Source organism: Vibrio sp. PSi01 (assembly GCF_054960695.1).
Genome location: NZ_JBHNYN010000004.1, coordinates 171,162 through 197,856 on the forward strand (window position 1 = coordinate 171,162; position 26,695 = coordinate 197,856).

Sequence of the window (26,695 nt, forward strand, 5' to 3'; positions counted from 1 at the left end):
CGTTGTAATAAGTGTTGTCTTTGTTGCTATCAAAGCCTGCACATTGGTGTGTCATGTAGGTAAGAATATTTATTGAGCAAAACAGTAGGTATTGAGCAAAATGTTTGAGATGTTCCAATATGCAACCCATCAAATTACAACATTTTGATAACATTTCGAACAGGTTTCAAAAAGACAAATACCGGTGATATTCGGACACAGCTTTATCAGGCCTTGTAAAACCTTGCACACATAAAGCAAAAGTTTGAACAAGCTTGGGAAAGTGAGAACAGGCGACAAGCGTAAATGTAAAAAGTTCGGTTAAGATGGGAATATTCAACAAGAGGCATCCTATGGAATACACCGCAGTCTACGAACCCGATATGCAAGCATTCGGTATTCTTGATCTTCAATTACTGCATCGCTATATGTCACCCGCCCTCAATATCGAAGCATTATTGGAAGGCAGTAACATTGATGCTCTGCAACTCAACACGCCAGATACCCACATTACCTTGGCGCAAAAGTTGGCGGTGTTCAGTAACGCATTGGCGAACACTGATGAAGGCGGTTTAGGGTTAAGAGTCGGCCAACAAGCACGGTTTAGCGACTTTGGTGTTCTAGGTTATGCGGTATTCAGTAGTGAAACGCTTTTAGATGCTTTGCTGATTGGATTTAAATATATGCAGCTTGCAGGCCCAGTACTAAGAAAAACCATGTCTGTTGAAGACAACGTGGGGCACTTTCGCGCAGAACAACTTATCGATTTAGATTCGCTGCTGCCTTTTTGCTGTGAATACTGGTTCACCGCAATTCAAAGCTTGTGTGAAGAAGTGTTGCAACAACCCTTCCCCTCACAAGTGATTCGCTTCCCTTACCCAAAACCTGAATACGGCGACCTCTACACAGAGATTTTCCGTTGCCCCGTTGAATTCAATAGTGATCGCCTTGAATGGCAGTTTGATGCAACAAGTTTGTACTCGCCTCTTCCTACCGCCAATACCATCACGCTGCAGATGTGCCTGAAATCATGTGACGACATGTTGGCAAAAGTCAGTGCGTCAACAAGCCTAAAAGAAAAAGTCTCTCAAATGCTGTTAGAGAGACCCGGATGCTACCCTTCGATAGAATCTATTTCATCAGAATTGGGGATGTCTTCTCGAACACTGCGCCGACACCTCAAAGCCGTCGATACGAGTTACCAGAAGATACTTGACCACGTTCGTTTTCACCTTTCTCGACACTACCTTTCTTCAACTCAAATGAGCATTGAAGAGATATCTGAGCGCGTTGGGTTTTCAGACAGCGCTAACTTTCGACATGCCTTTCGTAAGTGGAGTGGAAGCTCGCCCAGACAATACCGAAAAGAAGTGGTCTAACACGATTAAACGCCCTAAATTAAAATCTGATGAATACAACGAACCTCTCTCCGTCTTTCAAATTAAATAGTCGTTTGAACAACGCTTTATCGGCTATTTAACCGCAGAAAATATCGCGAAAACATGAAATATCACAACGGTGTTTTAGCCAACAAACACGATAAATTTCTTTTATCTTCACGACCATTTTTATTCGTTTTACCCAATTCAGTTTCTCCCCCATAGTCGCGGAAAATTCATCGTTTCTTTCACTATTTAGAGGCTCCTGCATTGGACAACATCCAACCAACAACTCGCATAACTGTTCCTGTTATTGCATTGTCTTTTTACGCGATCGCTTCAGGCTACTTAATGAGTTCATTACCATTAATGCTGTCTGAGTATGGCTTAGACAGTAACCTATCGAGTTGGTTGGCGAGTGCCTTTTATGCGGGTCTTCTCGCGGGTACGCTATTGATCGAACGTACGATTGCTCGTGTTGGCCATAAAGATGCATTCGTTATGGCGCTTAGCGTATTTATCGCAACGATCCTTGTGTTGCCATTGCTCCCACATCAAGCCGTATGGCTACTTGCGCGTTTTGTTGCGGGTGTGTCTGTCGCAGGGATCTTTGTGATTGTAGAGTCTTGGCTAATGAGCGGGGACGAATCCCAACGTGCGAAACGTTTAGGGGTTTACATGTGTTCGCTATACGGCGGTTCTGCCGTTGGTCAGCTTGGTATTGGATACCTTGGAATTACAGGTGGCGTGCCGTTCATTGCAATGTTCACTCTTTTATTCGGTGCGGTCATTGTATTAATGTACGGCCAAGCGACACCTCCACAGATCCACGATGCAAAGTCTTTGTCTTTAAAACAGATCAGCAAATTGAGCCACAGCGCTTTAATTGGTTGCATCGTATCAGGGCTTACTCTAGGTGCTATTTACGGTTTGATGCCAGTAGAATTAGCGCAGCGTAACATTGCGCACGAAGACATCGGAGGTTTGATGGCTTTGGTAATCATGGGTGGCATGGCTGTACAGCCAATGGTGACTTGGTTATCTCACCACATCGGACAAGTATTATTGATGGCTTTGTTCTGCTTGCTAGGAGTAGCAAGTATTGCAGTGCTAACTTTGAATCGTGATTTCTACGTATTAGGTATGAGCCTATTCGTTTTGGGCATGGCAACATTTGCACTGTACCCTATTGCGATTAACTTAGGCTGTCGTAACTTAGATCCAAGCTACTTGGTTTCCGTAACTCAAATCATGCTGCTTTGCTACAGCATCGGTTCTGTTGCTGGCCCATTGATTGCTGACACCTTCATGAGTTCACAAGCAGGGTTATTCACTTATCTGTTTGCGTCTCTGTTAGCGACAACAATTTACATGTTAATTGCGAGCCTAAAGCGTTCTCCACTTCAGATCGCAGGAGAGTAACCCCTGTATATAAGAAATAAAATCGACAACTCGGTATGAAAAAACATCGTTGATTAACAGTGAAATTTGGGGCTCTGAGTTATGACTTTTCGTCTAAACTAAGGGCCCTTTGTCGTTGGTCATCTGGCGGAAAGATCGACTACCAAGATCATAAAATAGAACAAAGTTAAGGTTGGAATACGTATCCTTCACCTGTAATCGTAATGATCAAACCGTCTCCGAATAACGATCTAATTTCAGATATTGCGACAATCACAGACGAGTTAGTCACTTTTTCGTTCTCCCAACCAATCTTTTTTAATTGGCCAACGCTGAATAATTCACCACGATGTCGATTCATAAATAGAATAATTTTTCGATAGGCTAACGGCAGCGTTGCTAACACATATCCATTTTCTACGTTTCGAATGAGCTTGGTGTGGAGTTCAACTATCTTACCATTGAGTTCAATTACTACGTTATTTTCAGAGTGGTTCGTTTCTAATGCAGGATAAGAGTCCATTTTTATATAATTCCCTTACTATATAGCCAGCGACAAAGTCAGATTCGGTATTTTTAATATAACGTCGCTTATAAGTGGACGTTTTAAAAATGACGATAATCAATGGAACTCGTACGGTAAAGAGATTAAATTTTTATTATTAAAATATTAACAGGATATCAATAGAGGATTATTTCTTTGCTCCATAACATAACCTTCATTTGAAACAGTTTGAATGCAGCGACAATCGAGAATCCTTCTGATCTCATAAATAGCGACAAGCACTGAGGCAGACGTGACAGCTTTACCAGCCCAACCAACACTCTTCAAAATTTGCTTGCTGACCACTTGCCCTTTATTTTGGTATAGATAGAACAATACTTTACGGTGAGGTTCTGAGAGCGTCCCAATAATCGACCCGCAACCCTGTTTTCTAACAATCTTAGTACCTGATTGAAACTCTCTATTATTTAAAACAAGTTTGGACGGCAGCACAAAATCACCTAATTCGTTGGTAAGTTGTTCCATATATACCTCGTATTGCATAAGTAGACGTATTCTTAAATGTTTACGATATTACATAATAGAGTAAAAATACTAAACTGATAAACATCTCAATACCGTACTTTTACTGCTTAGATCAATTATTACACGCTGATACTGAACATCGCCTTATATCCTCGGGTAAAATAGTAGTCGCACAAATGTCTGATTTAGATTCCAAGACCCGAAACTGCAGACCAAAGGTCTAATCCGAGGTTTGATTACGCTTGCGATATTGACTTGGCGATAAACCAAAGTGCTTTTTAAACCGATGTGAGAAGTTATATGGGTCTTTATAACCCAGACGATTGGCTATCATCGACACCGACCAATCTTGTTGCTTCAACAAACTGGTCGCTTTGTCCATTCTCAGCTGAATCAATTTGCTGCGCGGAGAAACATTAAACAGCGACTTCGTGACTCGATTTAACTGTTCTTCACTGATAAAAACACGCTCGGCCATGCCTGCTACTGTCCACGCTAAATGCAGACTGCTCTCGATTTCGTTGTATAACGCCTGAACACGTGCCGTGGTGCTGGTCGATTTAGGTTCAAACCCTGTTAACGTGCGGATGATTTCACTCATCAGTAGCTTTCTGTAACTTGCCCTGCCGCCGATTTCAAAGTGAACCAAGTTCATTAGTGACCAGATTTGTTCGCACTCGCCGAAAGGCACAATGCTCTGACCCAAGCTCGCGATATGTTGCCACTGCGGGGTATCAGGCGTCAGCATCCAAGCCATTTTCCAATAGTTGTATTGAGGATCAAGTTCAAAGCGAAATGGCGTTCCAGCGGGAAGAACCACCAGCGTGTATGGCGTAATCGCTTGTACTGAGGTTGCGGTGGTAAGGATTCCGCCCCCTTCTTGAGTAAAAATCAAGGTATGAACATTCACAGATTCGCGTTCAACCCAATACGCATCATGCAGCTTTGCCATACCACCCATGTAAACACCGCAGCTTTTCATTTCTGGGATATCTTCAACGGTCAAAAAACGTTCTTTACATTGTTCCGCGAGAAAAACATCATCTTGCCACGTTGATTTAGGCTTCATGGTATCAATGACGGATTCGCACAGGTTTTGTTGTTTTTTAAACATGTTGTTACTTCGCTCAAATCACTATAGTTCTGCCATAAATCGGAGAGCTTATGACAACTAACATCAACCCTAACTCATCTATGAATAACAAGCCAGAGAGCATATTACCTCGTATCGTTAAACTTGGTTTGCCTGTTGCTTTGCAAAGCGCGCTGGTTGCTATTCTTGCCCTTGCTGACGTCTTAATGGTCAGTGGTTTTGGCATGGAAGCAGCTGCCGCTGTGGGAATTGCATCAAAATGGCACTTCGTTGCTATTATGATTATGGCAGGGTTGGCCTCAGCAAACGGAACATTAGTCGCTCAATATTGGGGAAAGAACGACCGCAAAAGCGCGCGCACAGTGTCATCTATCGCAATGGTATTTGGCTTAAAAGTTCTGCTGCCTGTAACGGCAATCATCACTCTTGGTTCTCAGTTTTTGATGATGTTGCAAACCAGCGATCAAACTGTGATTGAACTTGGTGCGACTTACCTTTGGTATGGATTCCCTGTCCTTCTGCTGACTCACATTGTCGTCGTGGTAGAGGCAAGCATGCGCTCATCAGGTGACACCGTAACTCCACTATTGCTTGGTGCGGTGACGATTGCCCTCAACATCGCACTTAACTTCGTGCTCATCAAAGGTGCCTTCGGTATTCCAGCGATGGGTGTTGCAGGTGCGGCATTAGCAACCACCCTAGCGCGCTTGATTCAAGTGGGCTTGATGTATGGCTACATGCGTATGCGTAACCACTGGTTGTTAACCACGCCTAGCTCACCACATCGTCCGTCATTGTGGTTGTCTTACCGTCGTATTGCTCTGCCGCTGACCATGAATGCCGTTTTATGGGCAATGGGTACTATGGCTTACCAAATGATATTTGGTCACATGGGCACAACGGAGCTCGCAGTCTTCTCAATGCTCGCGCCTTTTGAGTCGCTGTGTTACTCAATATTCTTTGGTATCTCGGTTGCGTGTTCTGTACTGCTTGGTCACTCACTCGGTCGTGATGAGTTTGATGACGCTATGAGTATGGGTCTGACCTTCATCAAAGCCGTAGTTGTTTTTGGTGCGGTTGTCGGTTTGATGCTGTTTATGGGTAAAGAGCATGTTCTATCATGGCTAAACCTGACCACTGACGCTTTATACCCGCTCGCTTCCCCTGCAATGATGATCATGTGCTTTGCGGTTGTGATTCGCATGCTCAACATGGTGATCATTAACGGTATTATTCGTGCTGGTGGTGATAACGCGTTCTGCCTTCGTATGGATTTCATCGCGATGTGGATGGTGGGCATTCCAGTATGTGTTTATGGGGCGTTTGTCGCTGGATGGGACTTCAAATACATCTATGGTCTGATGTTAGTAGAAGAAGTGGTGAAATTGGCTATCTGTTCACACCGTTACTTGAGCAGACGATGGATCAACAACCTAACGGTGACCTACGAAGAGCCACAAGCTGCGTAAGTTTGAGTTACCTGGCTATATTCGAGCTTAGATAAAACGTATCTACATCAAAAAGGTCTGAGAAATCAGACCTTTTTCGTTTCTTTAGGAATTACTTTAAAGCGCCAGTTACTTCTTGTTCATTCGGATATGGCGGTTCGACACATTCGGCAGCGGTTTTTCGGGTACTTTCCGCTTCTCATGAATCAAATGCCTGATCGCTAATATCGGATGCTTAAATAGCATCCTTGGCCCGGCATAGCGCATCACTAAACGCATTTGCTCTTTCGGATCGGGTTTATAGCAGTGAATCGGACACTTGTTACAGGTCGGTTTTGCTTCGCCATAAGGACATCTATCCAGCCGTGTTTCGGCATAACGCAACAGCTGCTCACACTCCTCACATAACGCGTTATTCTGACGAACTTCACCGTGGTGATCTTTGCAATAGATGTGCACCATCGCAATAACGGTTTTGTACTCCGTTGCAAGCTCGCCTTGTAGAATATTGTTATGTTGGAACATGTTTTAATTACCTAATGAGAAACCGTACAGGTTGAGATTAACGCTTTCGCTGATCACATCTTCAACTCGCTCGAACACAAAACCTAACTTAGTCAGTAATGCGATACTTCGAATGTTATCAGAGGTTGTGATGGCAACTAAATGATCGATATCAGCATTCTGCTTAGCTTGTTCAATTATCGCCTTTGCTGCTTCTTGGGCAAAGCCTTGACCATAAAACTCAGGAACAAACCCGTAGCCAATATCATGCGACTCTAAGGTATCCCTTTTGATTAGTCCGCAGATACCAATTGGCGTTGAAGTCTCCTTGATTTCAACCATCAACAAACAAACACCCTTCTCTTCGTGCATCTTAAGAATGTTGTTTTCGATGTACTCGACAGCCTTGTCAGTGTCATTGATTTCCTTATCACCGATGTAACGCAAGAAATCTTCTGAGCTGTATAATCGTTGAATAAACGTCGCATCTTGAGGTGTGATCATTCTTAATCTTAAACGTTCGGTCTCGACTGCCTGCATAGTGATATTTTCCTTGCTGAATACCATGTAAATATTGAGTTCTAGAGCTAAAATGATTATCCTCCACCGCCTAAACTAAATACAAGGCTATGCAGCAATGAACCGTAAGAAAAAAATCAATCAAATTCTAAAAAAGAAGCAGAAACAGGCGAATTCTAAACTGCATAGTAGCAACAAGCCTCGCTACATTTCTAAAGCTGACCGCGCAAAAATGGAAGCTGAAGAACAAGCGAAAGCAGCTCAAGAGCAAGCTGAAGGTTCAGTAGAAACAACTGTTGAAGCTGAAGAGACAAAAGCTGCAGAGTAAGTTTAAACTCGCAGCCCTCTTGTCTGACACTCTTTTCAGAGCCAACAGACAAGAACAAAAAAAGCAGCCTCTATTTGGGCTGCTTTTTTGATCCTACCATTTGTAATCACGCTGATTAGCCTTTGAATGGCTGCACTTCCCAGCGGGCAAACGGTGCTTTTCCATTAATCCCTGCTCTACCCCAACGATCAACAGAATCCACCACTAAGATACGCTCATTCGGTACCAATGATTTAATCAAATTGCTTGGCTTTTTCGCTGTGACTAACCATAGAGCATCATCTTCCGAAAACATCGCTTTTAACTTCGCTGTGTCTTCCTCTGTCCATTCCAGTTCAGCTTTGAACATACGATCTTCAACAAACAGTTGGCTGCCAGAGGCGAAATCTTCCAAGCTTTCTGAAAGCAGCAATACTGAATCTACGTCGTTATCTAGCAATACTGCTTGCTGCTTGTTGATCAGTTCACGAACATCCAACATCACGCGTTGTAAATTGCTATCAATCGTTTCAGCTTGCGCAGGCCACAACAACTTAAAGTCGTCAGCCACAATCGCCGCCATACGCGTTAAGTTGGTCGGGTTTAACCACGCATATTTAGACACATCACCATTCGACAATGTAAGTGCTGCAACACCCTGTGCTCGCGGTGTAATCGCTTGAGCCGCATCAACCTCAACTAAGCGGATATTGCCTTGTCTTGCGTATACAAACGTAGGGTCGGCTTGCCAGATCGATGACAGCGTTACCGCAACGGTCGCCTTTTCGCCCGATTGAAGCACTTTACTTGCGCCCTTGGTACCGAACCAATTCGGCAGACGGTCAATACCGTAGCGCTTCGGTGGTAGATATTCGGTCGTAATGTCCGTGCCTTTGGTTAGCTCTGTCGCTAGTGCATAGGTTACAGGTGTACTCGTTAGAATATCTTCTGCATTCACGTTCAGTGACATCACAGAACCAGCTATTAACACACTACCAAGCACACCTACTTGAGCCGCTGTTTTTGCTGAACTAGCGATAAGTTTTATTGAGCTAGTGATACGATTCATTAAACAAGTCATGATTACGCCTTTCTTACAATTCGGTATAACGTTGCTGCTAGGAAAAACGTTGCAGAAACGATGATGATTGAAGCACCTGACGGTACTGGCAATTTAAGTTCCATTGGTAATACCGTACCAACCAGACAAGCAATGGTCGCAAGCAGAGCTGATAACAGCACAAAGCTACCCATGCGTTTAGTTAGTAGTCGAGCCGTCGCACCTGGAATCAATAACAAAGCGCCTACCAAAACTGCACCCACGATCTTCACGGCAGCAATCGTGACTAACGTAATCATCATGACAAACAGGTAGTCGTAGAAACTGGTGTTGTAACCGCGAACCTTCGCAATATCAGGACTGATACAGGTAAGCAGGATACGGTTGAATGTCGGTATCAAAAGCAAAATGATGATCGCGCAACTGCCTGCGAGAATCGCTAAGTCTTGGTCCGTTACCGTAAGGATCGAACCAAACAGTACGTTCTCAAGCATGTGAATATTGATCTTACGAGCCACGTACATCAGTAACGCTGCACCCACTGCCAATGCCAGCGCAAGGAACACACCAACCAAGGTATCGTATGGAACGTTGGTTCTATTTCTTACAAAATGAAGAAGCAGAGCGAAGATCATACAGAAGCTAAACAGACCAATGATTGGGTTTTCTGGTGGCTCACCAAGCAAAACACCAATTGCAATACCAGTTAACGCGGCGTGACCAACGGCTTCTGAGAAGAAAGCCAGACGCTTGGCAATCACCAAAGTACCCAGACCACCTAACAGAGGACCAAGTAGTAACGCTGCAACCAAAGCGTTTACCATGAAGGCATACATGAAGCTTTCTGATAACAGACCCGCTTCAACACCACTAATGGCAAGTTGTCGTAACCAATCCATTACGCAACCTCCTTCGATTCAGAAATTGCAGCGCCACTGCTGTAATGCTGGAACAGACGCTCAATCTTAGTTGGATGCAGAACTTGCTCATGCGGGCCACTATCTACTAAGAATCGGTTAACGACATGTACATTCGCTTCAAGTCGACGAACTGCCGTGACATCGTGGTGTACCGCAAGAATCGTACGACCTTCATTAACACATTCACGAATCAGCGATTCCAGATAACGCACGCCCTGCTCGTCCATACCGGTCGTAGGTTCATCCAACACCAATAGACTTGGGTTATCCAATAACGCTTGAGCAAACAACACGCGTTGCTGCTCACCACCCGATAACTGTCCCATGCGGCGGTCGCTGCGTGTCGCCATGCCAACGCGGTCTAACTGGGCAAGAGCAAGATCCAATTGCTTAGATTTACGGCGCCAAAACAATGGGATTCGCGTTTGATTAAGCAATACGAAGTCCATTACCGTCAAAGGTAAGCTCGATTCGAAAGTCGCTTTTTGCGGAACGTAACCAATACTGGGCTTTTCTGGCCAGTGGATATTGATTTGACCAGAGAAAGGCGTAAGTCCAAGTACAGATCGCAACAAAGAAGTTTTGCCTCCACCGTTTGGTCCCATAATCACATGACACTCACCCGCTTTAAGTTCTAGTGAGATATCATCAAGAATCACGTTGTTATCGTATTGCAGGCCGAGTTTATTAATTGAGATTGATGGACCTAGCATTATGCGTTCCCGCTTTTAGCTTGGTTCGCCGCCGCAAATTTCATGGCTTCGATTAACGTCTCTAGGTTCTTCTTCATCTCAACTTCTACTTTATCGTCTTCGTATTCGCCGTGAGTCATGTGAGAAAAGCGGTAAAGCTGCACGCCTGTTTCCGCTTCAATCGTGTCAACAAAGCGGTTTGGCATGTTTAGCTCGTAGAACAGAACATCAATGCCTGATGCGCGGATCTTCTCGATCGTCTCTTGCAGTTGGCTAGCACTTGGCTCAACACCGTGTGCAGGTTCGATTACTGCCGCGACATCCACACCAAACTCTTGAAGGATGTAGCCATAAGCATTATGTGTAGTCGCGACCTTCATACCTGATGTATCGAGTTCGCCCAGTGACAGCATCGCGTCACGCTTCATAAAGCGGAATTGCTTAGCGTACTTACGCGCATTCTTGCGATAAAACGCAGCGTTGTCTGGATCGAGCTTAGAAACTTCACTGGCTATGGTGTAAACCTTTTGAATAGTTGTCGAAAGCCCCACAAAGGTATGCGGGTTAACGGCACCTTGACCAACAGACTGTCCAAGAGCAGGAAGTAGAGGCACTTCTTTGTTTGCTTCGATCACGACTAAGTCATCACGTTGCGCTGCTGAAATCACTTTAAGCGCGAAGTCATCGTGACCAATACCGTTTACTACGATTGCATCCATTTGGCTCAATCGCTTTAAATCATTGGGTTGTGGTAAGTAGTTATGTGGGTTGAAACCTGCGTCAACCAAAGGAAGAATGTTCACTTTGTCTCCTACTACTGCTTTTACGTAGCTGTAGTAAGGTTGAAGCGTGATACCAATCGTCAGTTTATCGCTGTCGATCTTATATTCTTTTGCCAATGCATCGGGTGCCATGAACACCGCTAATAACGACATGAACAGAGTCATAATTCGCATAGTAATTCTCTTATTATTAGTGAGCATCACTTTCATGATGCTGTTCAATTTCTGATTCGTTCACGACCATTTTCCAACCAGTAGACTCAAGCGTGTGTTGGTCAAAAGTAGCTGGCTGTTTCGCTACACCACCCAAGAAGATCCAGATTTCAGGGGAAACGCTGTTCGCGTTCAAAATAAAGGAATCCGCAGAACCATGATCGGTTGGTTTAGCTTGTTCACTTGGTGTCGCAGATTCACTTGGAGCAGAGAAATAGTAACCACGCTCATCTAGTACCCAAGCATGAGAGCCTTTGCGCTTCCAACTCTGATCTTCTACAAACGGGGCAACCCACTCATCTTTAAGTGATGCAACACTCGGCCACTCACCGTCTGAGTCCATGCGCAGATCTCGAATTTCTTCATGAGCTAAACGCAGCTCTGATAGCATCGCCAAGTTTTCTTGTTCAACATCAGTCACAAGAATTTGATGATCAAGCACTGCTTTAACGTGAGATTCTGCCTGATGAAATGGGATCGCAACGGTTGTAAAGCAAAGGATGAATACAATGACCAGCCCTACCCATTTGCCCTCTCTACCGCCCGTATCAGCACGTACGCTTTGAATCATCATTTTTCGCTGATCTCAACAACATCAACTTCAACGGGAAACTCATGGCCTGAATCGAACACAAGGTAGAACTCAGTGTCAGGATGTGGGAATTCAACGATAGAGCGTTTATCTGTCATCTCTTTTGCAATCAAGTTGTCTTCGTAATCGTACATCTCAACCGCGTAATCAATCGCTTTGCTGCCATCCGAATAACCCGCTTCACAAGCAACGGTCTTACCTTCAAACCAGCAACTCATCAGTGGGAAGTGTGCTTGCGCAGGCAATGCAGCGAAACCAAGTCCCAGTACTAAGCAAGGAGTCATTAAAGCGTTAAGTTTTGTTTTTATTGTCATGGTTCGTACCCTAGCCACAGTGCAAATTCTCAGAAATAAACTGAGCGATAAAGGGCTCAAATGAGCCCTTAAGTTTTTTGGTTCTTAATCAGGGCTCTAGCCCCGATATCACAGACTATTGAAGCAGTGCTTCGAACGTTAGGTGAACGTTCGCACTTGCTTTATCTGCCAGTGGGTTGTCAATCAACTCACCTTTGTAGTTCGCTTTCATTACGTAACGACCTGCTACGTCTGGAGTAAACGTGATTTCACCGTTCTCATCACTCACCACATCAATCTGCTCTTGGTGGTTGCGGTAAAGCGTACCTTCACGAGTAATCTCCGCTTTCACGTCTTTTTGGATTTGACCGTTGTAGAAGAATTGGAATGTTACTGGTTCGCCCTCAACGATATCTGAAGGGTGAGTCACCGGCTTCATCTCAAGAAGCTTGCCTTCAATTTTGAACACTGAATCCGTTGGCTTACCTACCGTGATGTAGCTTTCTGCACGAGTGAAGCTGATTTGTGTTACCACGTCACGTGATTTTTCAGGAAGAACAGAGTCACGCTCTGCTTTGTTTGCTTTAATCCACTTCACCGTGTCACGGCGACCCGCTTTGTATTGCGTGTAGTAAGATGGCTGGTTGTTGATCGCCACTTTGTGTGTACCTTCTTCTTCAAAATAGAAGTCGAAGATTGAACGACGCTTGCCACGAATCACAAAGTTAGGACGCTCGCTGCGACCATCAGGCATGATGACATGCGCATTTTCGCTGCCAGCAGGCTTATCAAAAACAAACGTACCGTGAGACGCAGTAACATCGAACGTTAGCCAATCACCACCTTCTTTAGATACAGTGAAGTGAGATGGCAAAATCCAACGTGGGTGAGCTTGTGCCGTTGTCGTTGCTGCTAGGCCGAATGCCATCACACCCGCTAGAGCAAGTGCTTTGATTTTTGTCTGTTTCATCATGTTCAATTCCATTATTTATAATTGTTAGCCGTGTCGCTCTATCTGAGCCTACGATGACCACTGTCTATTCTGTTCAGCTTGGTTTTAGTTCGTACTTACTAGTTACTGTTCGCACTTACTATTTAGCGATGTAGTTCAGGGTGATTTCACCCGTCTCTTCCGTTGCTTTTAATTCGTAAGATGCGTTTGAATCTGTGAGTGATACTTTTTGGCGAAGGTAGTTGCGGCCACCGTGTTCGCGAACCACTTCGATATGAACCGTGTACTCGCCTTGTTCTAACGTTTCACCGCTGTCGCTCTTGCCATCCCAAACGAAACGGTACTGACCAGCAGGACGTGTTGCAGACGTCACAGCATCAACCAGTTCACGATCGTAACGGCCAACCTTTCTCCACCAGCTACGCAGATCCTTAAGCCATTCGTCTTTACCGACCCAAAGCTCGATGGTTTTCACTGACTTTCGTTCGCTATTCTCTACCCACACCGCCACATAAGGACGTGCATACATAGAGGTATCAATCTTTGGAAGCTCGAAGCTGACATCAAGTTTTGCCGTATCAGGAATCGCTTGTGCCATACCTAGGCTTGGCAAAAGGGATAAAGCAAGAAGCGCCTTGCTCCAGTTCATTTTTTTCATGTTTAACAACCTTTTAAATCCGTTTAACCTTGAGTTCGCTCTTCAATCCGATTCATCAATCGAATCAAGCGTTAAGGCACGGCGACAAAATAGATAACAAGTGAGATTGCAGACCCAAACACCGTCCACTTGATGGAGGTATTAAGCGTCTTTTTCTTAGGTAACAGTAAGCACACGCCAGTAAGCACAAAGAAGATCATCAATAGCGCAGTGATATCGATAAACCATTTCCATACTTCACCGCTGTTACGACCTTTATGTAGATCGTTCAACAATGCGATAACGCCGTATTTCGTGGTTTCGACTTCTACAAATTCAGACGTAACGTCAACAAACACGGAAGCGTTGTAGCCTGGTCCCTTGAAGTCCATGGATACCTCACCGATGAGCAACTCACCGTCTTCAATCTCTGCGTAGATGTCCAAACCTGAAGGAACGCCAGATAAGTTGGCTTCTTTAAACAGAAACGTTTCAAAGGCCGTTTCATCGGCTTTTAATCGTCCTTCTTGTATCATGAATAAATTAGTAGGAAGCGTTAACGTCGATCGTTGGATATTGGGTTGCGTTGATTCAAATAACTCAGGCCGGTTCAGGGTGATACCTGTCACTGAAAAGAAAAGAACAACGAACAGAAGCGCCATTGAAATATAAACATGAAGTCGACGAGCCCATGATTGAACCGCCCTACTTTTTAACGACATACAAACCAATACCTATAAATTTTATGGCGACAATTTAGTTGATAATCATTCGTATTGGCATTCAATTTACATTGTTTACGTTTACCGAGCGGTAGAAGAAAATTTACATAACATTACACGGGAAGTAATCGAACTGTATGCATATTCTTGCTAACTTGTATTCATGGTGCTTAGTCGCCGTTTAAAGTTCGACAAAAGCTGAAGGTCAACAAGAGCTAAACAGGTGGATTGAGCAACTTTAAGACAAAGGACGCAGTGTGCATGGATGAGTACTTACGAGGTTTTGCACTGAGATCACTATAGACATCATTGAGGTGTGTATGTGTTCAGCGATTGATGTGATGCGGTTTAGAGTAGATTAAACTTATTGATTATAAATTAGGTACAGTTACACAAGTTTAAAAGGATTTTAAAATGCGTATTATTATTTTAGCTTTTGCCATGTTGGTGACGGCTTGTACCAGCCAAATAGCAAGCAAGCAAGACCGCCTCCAAAAACACATCGGCTCAAACATAACCGATATACAAGCACTGTACCTAACTGAACGTTCGCGCCCTATCAGTTTTTGGGAATCGCGAAACTATGCTTGGGTTGAGACTAAAAAGCCTTTAGATAATGGCAATACTTTGCACGCCTTTAAAGACCCGTATCGTGATTGCACTATAAACTGGATCGCTGATAAAAGTGGTGTGATTCAAAGTGCAATTCCAATCGGTACGATGTGCAATCCTTGAGCTTAGAATGCTCACGCTTAGAACTTAGTTTTCGCTGTTTGCCCTCCCGGACAGTCAAGCGCGCAAAACTTTAACGCAAGATATCAAAAAGGGTGCCATTTGAACGTTCAAATGGCACCCTTTTGCTTTTCTCATTTTTATGTACTATATCTTATCTTTTGTTTACAGCTATTAGACATTTCCATTGTCGGTTACTGTTCGTAGTTGAGTTAGATATTTAATCCAACCTTTTGCTTCAGAAGAGGGTTCAATGTTATTCGCATGCTTAGCTTGAGCGAGTGCGTTATCTAAGTTTTTCAACTTATACCAAGAACGCACTTTTGCCAATGCTACGTCGGCCTGTTTATTTTTGTCTTTCACTTTGTCTAAAACAACCAACGCTCGATCATAATAACCCTGCTGAACCAAAAGCTGAGCTACATTCCAGTGGTATCGAGTGTCTTTTTTAGACGCTAACGTCCACACTTCAATCGCGTTGTCCCACTCTTTCGCTAGCTGCCAGTAAGTTGCTTGCTCCGCCAGAAGTTGAACATCACTGTTCGCACCATCTAACTTAGCGATCTCTTGAGCAGCACGCTCAGGAATGCCTCGTTTCGCATATAATTGAGCAAGCAGCCTGCGGTCTGAATCTTTTAGCTCAACACCATGCAGATCAGCCAACGCCAGCGTATTCAATGCATCACGATTACGCTCCAGTCTTAACTGGATACCAACAAGCTGACGCCACCAGTTATCTTTCTCTGGTTGAAGTTCAATGAGGCTTTCTAGTGTTGGAATAGACTGTTTCCACTGTTTTAACTGAAGCTGCGCGCCCAACTTCAACGATAGAGGTGACAACTCTACTTTCGAATTGAATTTGTCTCGATTACCAATTGCAACTAGGGTTTTTGACCAGTTTTCAATTTGGTATTCAGCTTGGGCAATTCGCATCCACAGTGTGCCTTTCTTTTCCTTTTCTGGCGCTGTTTTCACTAACTCGTAATAGTGCGGAAGTGCTTGTTTGAACTGCTGATCATTCAGCAACAAATCAGCAAGCATACGCTTCGTTACCCAAGCTTGTTCATCCACCAGTAAATTAGTATCGACGGCATAAGTCAGCTGCTGAATCGCCTTATCAGTTTTACCATCTTGCCAATAAAACACCCCCAGCATGCGAGCTACATATGCTTTGTCGTATCCTTTAGAAAGCTCTAAACCTGCAAGTACTTCAATCGCCTGTTTAACCTGTTCATCTTGAGCAAGCTTATGCGCTTTTTGAACACGAATAGCAGTATATTGGGATAGCTCTTGCGCCTGTGTCGTAAGGGGTAATAATAACAAGCCCATTAATATCCATATCTGTTTCATCATTTATCCAACTTGAATTCAAAGGTAAATGTTTGACCAAATTGAGGGGTTGATTTTCCATCCACAACCTTAGGCTGATACTTGTATTTTTTCAGTGCACGTATCGCTTCACGTTCAAACATGCGACGTGGGTTGGCTTCAATCACTTCAATATCGATTGGGCGTCCTGTTTCATCTATGGTAAACGACAAACTGACAAAACCTTCAGCGCCGCGCTTCAACGCTTTAGCTGGGTAACGAGGTTCTACTCGATACAGAGGCATTGCCTGTTGGTTCGACCCAAAATCAGAAAATGTCGGTGCGTTAATCGCTAGGCCGTCAATCGATGTATTCAAATCCAATGAAGGCAGCGAAGACATCGAATTCAGAGGCGTAACTTCAGCCTGTGACTGAGACGTTTGCGCTTCCGGTGGTGGCTCTGGCATTTCTGGTTTTTCAGGGATTGCGCGTTGTCGTCTTTGGACTTCTTGTTCTTGTTCCACCATTACCATGTTGAAACTTAACGTCTCGCTATCGTCTGGTGAACGTTGATGGCCATTGTCGACCATCCAGGCCATAAAAGAAAACAGAGCTAAGCCCAATGCACCCGCTAACGGTAAAGCAAGAAATAGGCGAATCATTTATGAAGATCCTCCAAGATCATCGCTTATCAGCAGCAAGCGCAATGTTTTTAACACCTGCACCTTTCGCGGCATCCATCACTTTAACAACAGTACCGTTGTAAGCGTGTTCATCCGCTTGAATAACCAAAGAAGCATCAGGTTGTTCTAGCAACAAGTGCTCTAACGTCGCTTGTACACGTTCAACATCAACGACACGCTTATCAATGAAAATGTCATTTGCAGATGTAATCGCAACAAAGATGCCCGCATCCTTTTGGCTAACTACGTTAGAAGCTTGTGGGCGATTGACTTCTACCCCTGATTCACGAACAAATGAACTGGTCACAATAAAGAAAATAAGCATGATAAAGACAATATCAAGCATCGAAGTAAGGTCTATTTGAGCCTCTTCGTTTTTAGAATGACGTCGACCGAGTCTCATCGTTGACTCCTTAAAGATTTTTCTAATTTTAATTCTAAGCGGTTACACACTTTCGCTAAACGTGCATGGACAAACATGCCCGCTAATGCAGCAACCATACCTGCCATGGTTGGCAGCGTTGCTAACGAGATACCTGAAGCCATCAATTTAGGGTCACTGCTGCCTTGTGTCGCCATAACATCAAAAACAGAGATCATACCGGTTACAGTGCCTAGCAAACCCAACATTGGACAAATAGCGACTAACAGCTTAATAAAATTCAAGTTTTGGTTAAGCAAGATACTCGCTTGCCCTAACCAACCTTCACGAATGGCTTTGGCATGCCAAGAAGAGTGATCTTCTCTTTCATGCCATTTCGCTATCCAAGCTTGGCGTTGCTTAGGAAAGTAGAACGCAAGATAAAGCACACGTTCAACCACAAGCACCCAATACACTAGGACAACAGCCGCTAGCCACCACAAGACGAAACCGCCCTGCTCCATAAAGCTTGATAAAGACAGCAGCCAGTCACTCGTTAACCAACTCGCTGGTAATAGAGAACCCGACAAAATATCCATTACGCAGCAGTCCCAACTGGTGAAACAACAGCGTTTGATTCAACGGTCTTTTCTGCCTGCTCAGCAACAAGACCAATACCTTGTTTCTCAAGAATATTGCGAATGTTTTCTGCTTGAGTGCTAAGAATGTTGTGTGCCAGTAGAAGAGGCATTGCCGCAACCAGACCAAGTACCGTAGTTACAAGTGCCATCGAAATACCACCCGCCATTACTTTAGGGTCACCATTACCAAACTGTGTGATCACTTGGAATGTTTCGATCATGCCAGTTACTGTACCTAAAAGACCCAACATTGGTGCTAGTGCCGCCAATAGCTTGAGCATCGATAAGCCTTTCTCTAAGTGAGTCTGTTCATCAACAACCGCTTCTAAAAGTCGCAGCTCTAGAGCTTCAACCGTTTGGTTTTGTTCTTTGTTGTAAACCGCAAGAACACGGCCTAGTGGGTTATCACCCGCTTGCTCAGGGTTCTTAAGTTGCGCACGGATTTTCTGGCGTGCGATAGCTAGTGAAACACCACGAACCAATGCGATGATTAGACCAATAGCCAATAAACCAAGAATCACTTTACCAACCACACCACCCGCTTGTAGACGGTCAGTTAGGCTTGGCGTAAGTGCTAATTGCTCTAGCATGAACCCGCGAGAAGGATCGACAACTACATTAGATACGTCACCATTCGCAAGTGAAGAAAGTGACGCTAACGTTGGACCATTTGATGGCTGTTTCAGATACGCAATTGCATCTTCACGCTGAGTGTTCCAGCTAACATAGCCTTGGTCTGTTACTAGGCCAATTGAACCTAAACGATAAGCGTCGACAGACTGTGTGTTGCCTTCGCCATTGATGAATGCAATTTGAGATTTGCTAAGCTCTGAGCTTGCTTGGATCTGTTCCACCATGCTCATCCACAAACCAGAAAGTTGTGGCATTGATGGCAGGGATTTAGCATCGATAATTTGGTCAACGGTCGCTGTGTGCTCAGCGCGATCAACGCTATTTACTGTTGAACTAAGCTCTGCGCCTAGTTCTTTCGCGTTTTGACGAACGACACCGAACAACTCACCAAGGCTACCCGTTTCTAAACGCAGTTTTTCTTCTAAACGAGCAAGCTTGTTTTCGTTGTCGCTGAAGGTTTGAGTAAGAACGTCTGTCGCGTTTTGAACCGATGTACGTTTCGCTTCAAGCTCCGCTTTGATCGCTTTAAGTTCTTGTTCAGTCTTTTTGAAATCCGCTTCACGAACTACGTTGTGAGAAGCTTGAGTACGGTTCTCTGATTTTGCTTTGTTAACGAGCTGAGCCGTTGAGTCGGAAGCTGAGAAAGCAGAAAATGAAAGTGACGTAATGCAAAGCAATGCTGCTAATGGTTTTAAGTTCATTACTTAACCTCCGCAACAGTTAAAGAAACAGGTAAAGTAATCAAGCTTGGGGCTGCTTGTTGGCTAGCAATATCATACGCTTTATCGAGCTCAGATTTCATAGAAGAATCAAGTTCTTGCCACTGAGCATCTGTTTGATTCCAAGCCCAGTACTGGCTGCCATTTAGGTTACGAGCAACCAAAGAGATACGACCTAAGTGCAGAACATCTGCCTCGATCGTTTTATCACTCGCCAATGCGACACGACCTTGGTACACACCAAGCTTGATGCCGTAGTCCATCTCGATTTGGTATGCCTCTAGGATGCGACGGTATTTCTCTGCATCACTGACATCAGCACGAGTCATCATTGCTTGTAGCTTTTCAACTCTTTCTAGACGCTCCTCTTTCTTAATCGGAATATCTTGCTCGACTAACTGTTGAAGGCCATCGATCATTTGATACATCAAAGGTACAACACCTTGACGTGTGTATTTGATTTCGTCGATCTGCGCTTCAATGCTCTGAGCTTCTTTGTTTTGGCTATCAACCAATGCTGCAAGATGGTCGTGATAGATTTCTAGATTCTTCACTTCTTCTTGCAGACGCTCAATCTCAGCTTGCAGCATCAAGGTCGCTTGCGAACTTTTATCAATAACCTTTTGGCTTGAAGCCGACGCGTTATTGGTCTTATTTTGAATTGATTGAGCTTGATCCAAGCTGTTTGCCATAGAGGACGTTGCAACCAAACTGATGGCAAGTGCTAGGCTAGTTTTTAAAAGATTCATAATTGTAGTCATTTACTATAGAAGAAGGTCAAATGAGTTTTATTGATAAGCAGTCTCATTATCATTAAAAGTCACTCACATTACTAGGGATATTTTACGAAATAGCAGAATCACGAAAGGGGAAAGTAGAAACCCTCCCCTTAATATTTAGGCTAACAATAGTACCCTACTAACAAATTAGTATTTTACCTGTAACGTTGCCATGTAGTTGCGGCCTTCGCCAATAACTACGTCCTCAGCAAATTGGTGACTTGAAGAAGTAGAACCACCACCCGCTAGGTATTCTTTATCAAATACGTTCTCTACTGTTAGACGCGCTACGAAATCAAGAGAGTCGTCGTACTTAAGTGTGTATGCTGCGCCCATATCAACACGAGCGTAACCATCTTTCTTGAAAGTATTCGCATCATCACCGTAACGAGAGCCTTCATAGATAAGACCAAGGTTTACATCAACTTCATTTGTTGCGGCATAAGTAGACCAAACACTTGCTGCAAATTCAGGTACATCTACTGGACGATTGCCCGCGTATGTTTCATGATTAGCAATTTCCGCATCTAAGTACATTGCAGAACCAGACATTGAGAAGCGCTCTGAAATAAAGCCTTGTGCAGCTAGTTCAGCACCACGGTGAAGTTGTTCGCCGCCTTGTGTCTTCGTCCAATCACCTGATGCAGTGTCTTCTACATCCATCGAGATATTTTCTTGCGTAATATCGAATACTGCGCCGGATACGAATAGACGCTCATCCATTAGCTCCCACTTAGTACCTACTTCATATGATACACCTGTTGCTGCATCAAGAAGTTGACCATCGTTGGTGTAGTTACGGCTTCCGCTAGAAACAACACCTTGTGGTTCGAAGCTTTCAGAATATGAAGCGTAGATGCTACCGTTTGATACTGGGTGGTAAATCACGCCAAGCTTAGGTGCTACGTTTTCTTCTGCAACGCCAGAACTTACTTTACGATCGAAACGGGCGCCTGCAAGAACTTGCCATTCGTCATTGATAGTAATTAGATCTTGAATGTAGAAGCCCCAAGTATCGTAAGTGCTCATCTTACCTAGCGATGTTGCTCCTACTGAAGGTACTGGTACTGTTGCATCTGGTGCATATTCACCACTGCTGAAACGATCCATACCACGGTAGTAGCTGTAACCTAACCAGTTAGCACCGAATAGTAATTGGTGTTCTGTGCCCGCAAGATCGGCGGTTGTCGTTAGATCTACGTAAGCCGTTCTAAAACGCCATTTGTCATGACGGTAGTTACCGCCTTGAGTCACGGTACCCGTACCGTCAGGGTTCATATTTGAAAAGCTTGGGTAGCTTTCCATATCGATACGTTCGAAATCTTGGTAGTTGAAACCTGTTTTCACTGACCATGTATCAGTTAGATTAGCAGCAATATCAAAACCTACGTTTTCAACATCATTTTCAATCTGTGACCACTGCGCATCCCAGATCTGTTTATCGTTACCAACTCGGTTACCATCCAGTGTGTATAGTGCACCAGAATCTACGCTACCTTCGTCGTTCGTCTTATCGTAATGAACGGAAACCGTTACGTCTTCAGTAACATCGTAATCAACATATACACCACCAACAAAACGTTCTGTTTGTGGCTCAGTACCATCTCCGTACTTTCTCCAAGAACCGTAACTTTCTTTAGATAGAATTGCGCGGCCGCGTAACGTTTCAGCATCGTTTAATGCGCCACTTACATCTAGAGTCGTGCGAGTGTGATCATTAGAACCGATGTCTTGGCTAAGACTTACTTGTGTATCGTAAGTTGGCTTCTTGCTTACCATGTTGATCAAACCACCTGGCGCAGAAATACCGTAAAGAAGGCCAGATGGTCCTTTAAGTACTTCAACACGCTCTAACAGTTCGATTGGTTGGCGGTAGTGAGACCAGTGTTGTTGGCCATTTTTCAGGAAGCCTGAAGAGCTCTCTACCGAGAAACCACGCAGAGAAAAACGCTCACGGTTACGACTAGTACCACCAGCACTGACACTCGCGTCATTCTTAAGAACGTCACCTAAGGTTGTTGCACGCTGTTCATCGATGATTTGCTCATCAATTACTGAAACTTGTCCCGGAGTCTCTAATTGAGTCGCCTCCATGCGCATTGCTGTTGTGTTCGTGTCGGCTTTGTAGCCGTAATCTCGACCTTCAACAACCATATGTTCATCTGTTTTTACTGTTTCTGCCAGTACTGCCGGTGAAGCTAGTACCGCGCCGATCACTAAAGCCAATGGGCTCTTTGAAAACATGTCCTTTACTCCGATTTATTCTTTATTCGAACACTTTTTATTTTGTTGTGTCCGTTGTTGTCCCGTTTCCGGTACCACTGAGTCATTTCGGAGGTGAATATAAGTGATAATTATTACCATTTGCATTAAATTTACATTCTTTGCATTCGTAAAGTTTTGTAAAGCGCTTAGAAAGACTTTGTCCTCTCCACCAGAAATTGTCGTTCAACACATCATTTGATCCTCTGACTTAATGATTCATTCACAAATAAGTGCACAACACTTTATTACAAGGTTATTTGCTCCATCAATCCAACCCCAAAACCGATAAGAAAACCTTCTATCTTATTTACTACCTTTGAAACGATGTTTTTATGTATAAAAGCCTCGATAAATGTAAATAAATAGTGAATAAATTTAATTACACTTGTTTATTTTACAAATTTATCAGTGATTTTGATCACATCTATAATGCCTAAGCAATTTTTTGTTTTTCGATTTAATCAACCGACTGCTAATCTCCTGCTCACTTTGAAAAGGTGTCAAAGTTATAAATAATAAGGAGTGTTCTAAATGAATACCAAGAAACCTATGTCTCTGACTGGACGAGTTATCCTCGGTATGGTCGTAGGTATATTTACGGGATTTGCCATTCAATCTCTTTTTGCAGACAGCGGATTTGTTAACAACTACATCGTTAACGGACTCTTTGAAGTAGGCGGACAAATCTTTGTCGCCAGTTTGAAAATGCTTGTTGTTCCACTAGTCTTCGTTTCACTAGTGTGTGGTACAAGCTCACTGAAAGACCTATCAACTCTTGGTCGTATGGGCGGTAAGACGTTAGCACTTTATATCGGTACGACTGCCGTTGCTATCACACTGGCTCTGACTATCGGTAACTTATTCCAGCCAGGAGCAGGTGCAGATCTTACTGCTGCAAGCTCTTTCAAGTCAGCGGACGCACCATCTTTGGGTCAAGTCATCATCGACATGTTCCCTACTAACCCTATCCAGGCGATGGCTGAAGGAAAAACACTGCAAGTTATCGTTTTTGCCGTGTTGTTTGGTATTGCTATTAGTGCTGCAGGTAAGCCAGGCGAACGTATCGCTGCGGTTTTCTCAGATCTGAATGAAGTTATCATGAAGTTAGTAGCGCTACTAATGAACCTAGCTCCTTACGGTGTGTTCTTCTTAATGGCAAAACTGTTTTCAGGTCTTGGCTTAGGTGCAATTTGGAACTTAGCAGAATACTTCTTAGTGCTTGCTGGTACCCTACTTCTGCACGGTTTGGTTACCTACAGTGCGATGTTGAAAGGTTTCACCGGTTTAAGTCCTATTACGTTCTTACGTAAGATGGAAGATGCAATCATGTTTGCATTCTCAACGGCTTCTTCGAACGCAACCATTCCAGTAACAATGGAAACAGCTAAGAACCGCATGGGTGTAGACAATAAAGTAGCATCATTCACTGTACCCCTAGGTGCAACTGTGAACATGGATGGTACGGCTATCATGCAAGGTGTTGCGACAGCGTTTATCGCACAGGCATACAACATTGACCTTACTATGGGTGACTACCTGATGGTTATCCTAACGGCGACATTAGCGTCTGTTGGTACAGCGGGTGTTCCAGGTGTTGGCCTTGTTATGCTGGCGATGGTATTGAACCAAGTAGGCCTACCGCTTGAAGGTATCGCGCTTATCATGGGTGTTGACCGTCTTCTTGACATGATTCGTACAGCAGTAAACATCACAGGTGATAGTGCCGTAACGATCATCGTTGCGAAGTCTGAAGGTTCTTTCGACGAAGCTCGCTTTAACGACCCAGCAGCTGGCGAGAAAGAAGAAGAAGTTAAACTAGCACGCCAACAGGCATAATCTAGCTTCTTTGATGCTCTTGCTTTTAAGTTAAGGCGTAATTAATGGCTATGCCTTAGCTGATAAAAATAAAACGCCACTGCATCTGCAGTGGCGTTTTTTATTGTGTATTGTTTTACAGGGACGGGCAGCTAATCGGCGATTGGGAACATCAGGTTTACTCTAAGGCCTCCACTGTCTCTATTCTCAGCAGTAACGTGCCCATTCATCACGCCCATTGCTTCTTTAACAATCGCAAGGCCTAAGCCGTAACCACCGGATTGTTTATCTCTGGCTGACTCTATCCGTGTAAACGGGTCAAAAATGCCTGCAATCTTGCTATGAGGAATGCCTTCACCATCATCTTCTACACATATGACACTGTAACTTTTATCGATAACGAGTTCGCGCGTTGATATAACGATATGAGCATTCTCGCCAGCGTACTTAATAGCATTACCAACCAAATTTCCAATAACTCTTAAAAGCAGTCGCTCATCAACGTTAACCATCGGCGTAGGCATCGTTAGATCACTAACCAAAGTTTGATTCGGTTTTAAGTCGTTTTGCATCTGCGCGATCAACATCGAGCAATAGTGCTCGAGGTGCATCAGGCTAAATTTGGAATCATAACGAGAGGTTTCTAAGCGGCTAAACTCGAGTATTTCGCCCACCAGCTTATTCATCTCTTCTGTTTCGCTTTCCATACGATCTAGTAAGCCTATACTCTTCTCATCAACTTTATTACGCAATAAGTGCAATGCGAGGTTCTGCCTTGCTAATGGAGTCCTGAGTTCATGAGAGACATCTCGTATTAATCGACGCTGCTTCTCTGCGAGAGATTTGATCTCAAACGTCATGTGATCAAAATCCACTGCTAATTCATTAAATTCTCGTGTATTTGATTTCAATTCAGAGACGACTTGTACCGAAAAGTCACCTTCCGCTAAACGTCGACTCGCTTCTCGCAAACGATCCAAAGGTTGTTGTAACCTACGCGCCATAATTAAAGAGAACAAAGACAGGATGATGAAAGCGATAAAGACCTTCATTAAGGACGAGTACAAACCAAACGACTTAGCGGGATGGAACCGGTGCGGTAATTGGATAACTAGGCTTTTACCGTCATTTAAAGGTAGGCCAAATATCGGCCGATTCACAACGGCATCCAATTGATGATCTAACGTTCTTAAGAAACGCAACTTGAATTCAAAGTGTGGGTGCATGTGCCTATGTGTGATCGGGTGATTGTCTTTTCCCAAAACAAATAGGTAATACTGCTGAGCGTTTGCCCAGTCGGCAAGTTCATCCATGTCCCCTTCTTCGATTAACACATTAGCTTGATATGCGAGGTCTAGCATCTCGTGCTTCACAGAGTCTGGGACTTTTAGTAATGCCTTCATCAAGGCCTTCTCAGCTACAGCTTGGAAAATAAAAATGCTGATAATGATAATCGTCAGGTACGAGAAAAGTTGGAATGTTAAACCATCTTTACGCTTGGCGATAAAGTCAGGACAACGCAGCAGTTTTTTACTCATGCTCCTAACGACTCTAGGTAACTGTAACCTTTACCACGAACAGTTTTAATATGTTGTTTTGACAAGCCCGCCTGCACAAGCTTTCGGCGTATATTGCTGATATGCATGTCCAAATTACGATCAAAAGGACACAGTTCTTTCTTAAGTACATGGATTTGGAGATCAGATTTGGAGACAACGATGCCATCATTTTTAACGAGATAATCGAGCAAGTCTTTTTCAGTACCGGTTAACGGTAAACGAGCCAACTGCTCGCCTAATCCCTGATTGGATGAAGCCAAAGATTGCCTCTGACGTTCAAATCCTACTCTTCGTAAGATAACCTTAATGCGAGTCAACAACTCAGGAACGTTGAAAGGTTTGGCTATGTATTGGTCTGCGCCAGCTTGATAACCATCTAACATTGAAGCGTCATCATTAAGAGCCGTCAACATGAGAATGGGCGTTGCGAAACGCTGACAAATGCGTCTTGCCACTTGTATCCCACTGAGGTTAGGTAGCATTACATCAAGCAAGACTAAATCAACGGGATGAGATTGGATAAACTCAAGCGCAGACTCACCACAATGAACGGTATCGACGTGATACCCTTCATTCTCCAACACTTCACCCAACAATTCACATAACTGAATATCATCATCAACAACTAAAACGCGCGACATCATACAAACCGATAAATAATAATAGTTTGCATTCTA

At 43.8% G+C, this 26,695-nt stretch carries 29 protein-coding genes; 6 read left to right on the top strand and 23 right to left on the bottom strand.

Annotation, left to right across the window (positions count from 1 at the left end; genetic code table 11):
* The first annotated feature begins 332 nt into the window (after nt 1-332).
* Nucleotides 333-1,358, top strand: a complete 1,026-nt coding sequence (locus ACFI6G_RS07930; protein ID WP_065099661.1) for an AraC family transcriptional regulator — start codon at nt 333-335, stop codon at nt 1,356-1,358.
* A 270-nt stretch (nt 1,359-1,628) separates the two neighbouring features.
* A complete protein-coding gene (locus ACFI6G_RS07935) occupies nt 1,629-2,780 on the top strand; it encodes an MFS transporter (RefSeq protein WP_010429769.1) in 1,152 nt (383 codons plus the stop codon).
* A gap of 166 nt (nt 2,781-2,946) precedes the next feature.
* Here ACFI6G_RS07935 and ACFI6G_RS07940 read toward each other — a convergent pair whose 3' ends face one another.
* From ACFI6G_RS07940 to ACFI6G_RS07950, 3 genes are all read right to left on the bottom strand, one after another.
* The gene (locus ACFI6G_RS07940; protein WP_010429772.1) at nt 2,947-3,282 is read right to left on the bottom strand and encodes a winged helix-turn-helix domain-containing protein; all 336 of its coding nucleotides are present in this window, start codon (nt 3,280-3,282) and stop codon (nt 2,947-2,949) included.
* A gap of 147 nt (nt 3,283-3,429) precedes the next feature.
* On the bottom strand, nt 3,430-3,789 hold the full coding sequence (locus tag ACFI6G_RS07945; protein WP_016767178.1) for a winged helix-turn-helix domain-containing protein: 360 nt from the start codon (nt 3,787-3,789) through the stop codon (nt 3,430-3,432).
* A 220-nt stretch (nt 3,790-4,009) separates the two neighbouring features.
* The gene (locus ACFI6G_RS07950) at nt 4,010-4,903 is read right to left on the bottom strand and encodes a helix-turn-helix domain-containing protein (protein ID WP_462710224.1); all 894 of its coding nucleotides are present in this window, start codon (nt 4,901-4,903) and stop codon (nt 4,010-4,012) included.
* A gap of 50 nt (nt 4,904-4,953) precedes the next feature.
* Between ACFI6G_RS07950 and ACFI6G_RS07955 the strand changes: the two genes are divergently transcribed.
* The gene (locus ACFI6G_RS07955; protein WP_462710225.1) at nt 4,954-6,351 is read left to right on the top strand and encodes an MATE family efflux transporter; all 1,398 of its coding nucleotides are present in this window, start codon (nt 4,954-4,956) and stop codon (nt 6,349-6,351) included.
* Nucleotides 6,352-6,459: 108 nt separating this feature from the next.
* Here the strand turns inward: ACFI6G_RS07955 and ACFI6G_RS07960 are convergent, their stop codons facing one another.
* Nucleotides 6,460-6,855 (bottom strand): nitrous oxide-stimulated promoter family protein, encoded by a 396-nt coding sequence (locus ACFI6G_RS07960; protein ID WP_462710226.1) that lies wholly within the window; start codon nt 6,853-6,855, stop codon nt 6,460-6,462.
* Nucleotides 6,856-6,858: 3 nt separating this feature from the next.
* Nucleotides 6,859-7,374 carry a GNAT family N-acetyltransferase gene (locus ACFI6G_RS07965; protein WP_462710227.1) on the bottom strand — a complete coding sequence of 172 codons (516 nt, stop codon included), beginning with the start codon at nt 7,372-7,374 and terminating at the stop codon, nt 6,859-6,861.
* A gap of 97 nt (nt 7,375-7,471) precedes the next feature.
* Here ACFI6G_RS07965 and ACFI6G_RS07970 point away from each other — a divergent pair, with 97 nt between their 5' ends.
* Complete coding sequence (locus ACFI6G_RS07970; protein ID WP_008219706.1) at nt 7,472-7,681, top strand: DUF2986 domain-containing protein; 210 nt, start codon at nt 7,472-7,474, stop codon at nt 7,679-7,681.
* A 115-nt stretch (nt 7,682-7,796) separates the two neighbouring features.
* Here the strand turns inward: ACFI6G_RS07970 and ACFI6G_RS07975 are convergent, their stop codons facing one another.
* The 9 genes from ACFI6G_RS07975 to ACFI6G_RS08015 form a co-directional block, all read right to left on the bottom strand.
* Nucleotides 7,797-8,741, bottom strand: coding sequence for an ABC transporter substrate-binding protein (locus tag ACFI6G_RS07975; RefSeq protein ID WP_462710228.1), 945 nt, complete (start codon nt 8,739-8,741; stop codon nt 7,797-7,799).
* A gap of 2 nt (nt 8,742-8,743) precedes the next feature.
* Nucleotides 8,744-9,619 carry a metal ABC transporter permease gene (locus ACFI6G_RS07980; protein ID WP_004739197.1) on the bottom strand — a complete coding sequence of 292 codons (876 nt, stop codon included), beginning with the start codon at nt 9,617-9,619 and terminating at the stop codon, nt 8,744-8,746.
* A complete protein-coding gene (locus ACFI6G_RS07985; protein WP_327784935.1) occupies nt 9,619-10,353 on the bottom strand; it encodes a metal ABC transporter ATP-binding protein in 735 nt (244 codons plus the stop codon). Before ACFI6G_RS07985 ends, ACFI6G_RS07980 begins: the two co-directional genes overlap by 1 nt.
* Nucleotides 10,353-11,288: a metal ABC transporter solute-binding protein, Zn/Mn family gene (locus ACFI6G_RS07990; RefSeq protein WP_008219713.1), complete on the bottom strand. Its 936-nt coding sequence runs from the start codon at nt 11,286-11,288 to the stop codon at nt 10,353-10,355. Before ACFI6G_RS07990 ends, ACFI6G_RS07985 begins: the two co-directional genes overlap by 1 nt.
* Before the next feature lie 16 nt (nt 11,289-11,304).
* Nucleotides 11,305-11,901 carry a DUF6162 family protein gene (locus ACFI6G_RS07995; protein WP_462710229.1) on the bottom strand — a complete coding sequence of 199 codons (597 nt, stop codon included), beginning with the start codon at nt 11,899-11,901 and terminating at the stop codon, nt 11,305-11,307.
* A complete protein-coding gene (locus ACFI6G_RS08000; protein WP_048662828.1) occupies nt 11,898-12,233 on the bottom strand; it encodes a hypothetical protein in 336 nt (111 codons plus the stop codon). The genes ACFI6G_RS07995 and ACFI6G_RS08000 overlap by 4 nt, the downstream gene beginning before the upstream one ends.
* Nucleotides 12,234-12,348: 115 nt before the next feature.
* Nucleotides 12,349-13,185, bottom strand: a complete 837-nt coding sequence (locus ACFI6G_RS08005; RefSeq protein ID WP_462710230.1) for a DUF4198 domain-containing protein — start codon at nt 13,183-13,185, stop codon at nt 12,349-12,351.
* Between the two features lie 118 nt (nt 13,186-13,303).
* Nucleotides 13,304-13,822, bottom strand: a complete 519-nt coding sequence (locus ACFI6G_RS08010; protein WP_102425150.1) for a DUF2271 domain-containing protein — start codon at nt 13,820-13,822, stop codon at nt 13,304-13,306.
* A 71-nt stretch (nt 13,823-13,893) separates the two neighbouring features.
* Nucleotides 13,894-14,523 carry a PepSY-associated TM helix domain-containing protein gene (locus ACFI6G_RS08015; RefSeq protein WP_462710231.1) on the bottom strand — a complete coding sequence of 210 codons (630 nt, stop codon included), beginning with the start codon at nt 14,521-14,523 and terminating at the stop codon, nt 13,894-13,896.
* Between the two features lie 414 nt (nt 14,524-14,937).
* Between ACFI6G_RS08015 and ACFI6G_RS08020 the strand changes: the two genes are divergently transcribed.
* Nucleotides 14,938-15,258, top strand: a complete 321-nt coding sequence (locus ACFI6G_RS08020) for a hypothetical protein (protein WP_010429815.1) — start codon at nt 14,938-14,940, stop codon at nt 15,256-15,258.
* A 171-nt stretch (nt 15,259-15,429) separates the two neighbouring features.
* Here the strand turns inward: ACFI6G_RS08020 and ACFI6G_RS08025 are convergent, their stop codons facing one another.
* The 7 genes from ACFI6G_RS08025 to ACFI6G_RS08055 all read right to left on the bottom strand — a co-directional run bounded on the left by ACFI6G_RS08025 (nt 15,430) and on the right by ACFI6G_RS08055 (nt 22,623).
* Nucleotides 15,430-16,584, bottom strand: coding sequence for a tetratricopeptide repeat protein (locus tag ACFI6G_RS08025; RefSeq protein WP_016789138.1), 1,155 nt, complete (start codon nt 16,582-16,584; stop codon nt 15,430-15,432).
* Between the two features lie 20 nt (nt 16,585-16,604).
* Nucleotides 16,605-17,225, bottom strand: a complete 621-nt coding sequence (locus ACFI6G_RS08030; protein WP_016767170.1) for an energy transducer TonB — start codon at nt 17,223-17,225, stop codon at nt 16,605-16,607.
* 19 nt (nt 17,226-17,244) lie between these two features.
* Nucleotides 17,245-17,649 carry an ExbD/TolR family protein gene (locus tag ACFI6G_RS08035; RefSeq protein WP_004739212.1) on the bottom strand — a complete coding sequence of 135 codons (405 nt, stop codon included), beginning with the start codon at nt 17,647-17,649 and terminating at the stop codon, nt 17,245-17,247.
* The gene (locus ACFI6G_RS08040; protein WP_010429842.1) at nt 17,646-18,206 is read right to left on the bottom strand and encodes a MotA/TolQ/ExbB proton channel family protein; all 561 of its coding nucleotides are present in this window, start codon (nt 18,204-18,206) and stop codon (nt 17,646-17,648) included. Before ACFI6G_RS08040 ends, ACFI6G_RS08035 begins: the two co-directional genes overlap by 4 nt.
* A complete protein-coding gene (locus ACFI6G_RS08045) occupies nt 18,206-19,582 on the bottom strand; it encodes a MotA/TolQ/ExbB proton channel family protein (protein ID WP_016785284.1) in 1,377 nt (458 codons plus the stop codon). Before ACFI6G_RS08045 ends, ACFI6G_RS08040 begins: the two co-directional genes overlap by 1 nt.
* Nucleotides 19,582-20,349 (bottom strand): DUF3450 domain-containing protein, encoded by a 768-nt coding sequence (locus ACFI6G_RS08050; RefSeq protein ID WP_016785285.1) that lies wholly within the window; start codon nt 20,347-20,349, stop codon nt 19,582-19,584. The genes ACFI6G_RS08045 and ACFI6G_RS08050 overlap by 1 nt, the downstream gene beginning before the upstream one ends.
* 177 nt (nt 20,350-20,526) lie before the next feature.
* Nucleotides 20,527-22,623 (bottom strand): TonB-dependent siderophore receptor, encoded by a 2,097-nt coding sequence (locus ACFI6G_RS08055; RefSeq protein WP_016785286.1) that lies wholly within the window; start codon nt 22,621-22,623, stop codon nt 20,527-20,529.
* 552 nt (nt 22,624-23,175) lie between these two features.
* Here ACFI6G_RS08055 and ACFI6G_RS08060 point away from each other — a divergent pair.
* A complete protein-coding gene (locus tag ACFI6G_RS08060; protein WP_010429854.1) occupies nt 23,176-24,480 on the top strand; it encodes a dicarboxylate/amino acid:cation symporter in 1,305 nt (434 codons plus the stop codon).
* Nucleotides 24,481-24,611: 131 nt separating this feature from the next.
* Here ACFI6G_RS08060 and ACFI6G_RS08065 read toward each other — a convergent pair whose 3' ends face one another.
* A complete protein-coding gene (locus ACFI6G_RS08065) occupies nt 24,612-25,997 on the bottom strand; it encodes a sensor histidine kinase (RefSeq protein ID WP_010429856.1) in 1,386 nt (461 codons plus the stop codon).
* Nucleotides 25,994-26,659, bottom strand: a complete 666-nt coding sequence (locus ACFI6G_RS08070; RefSeq protein ID WP_016785287.1) for a response regulator transcription factor — start codon at nt 26,657-26,659, stop codon at nt 25,994-25,996. The genes ACFI6G_RS08065 and ACFI6G_RS08070 overlap by 4 nt, the downstream gene beginning before the upstream one ends.
* Nucleotides 26,660-26,695: the final 36 nt, after the last annotated feature.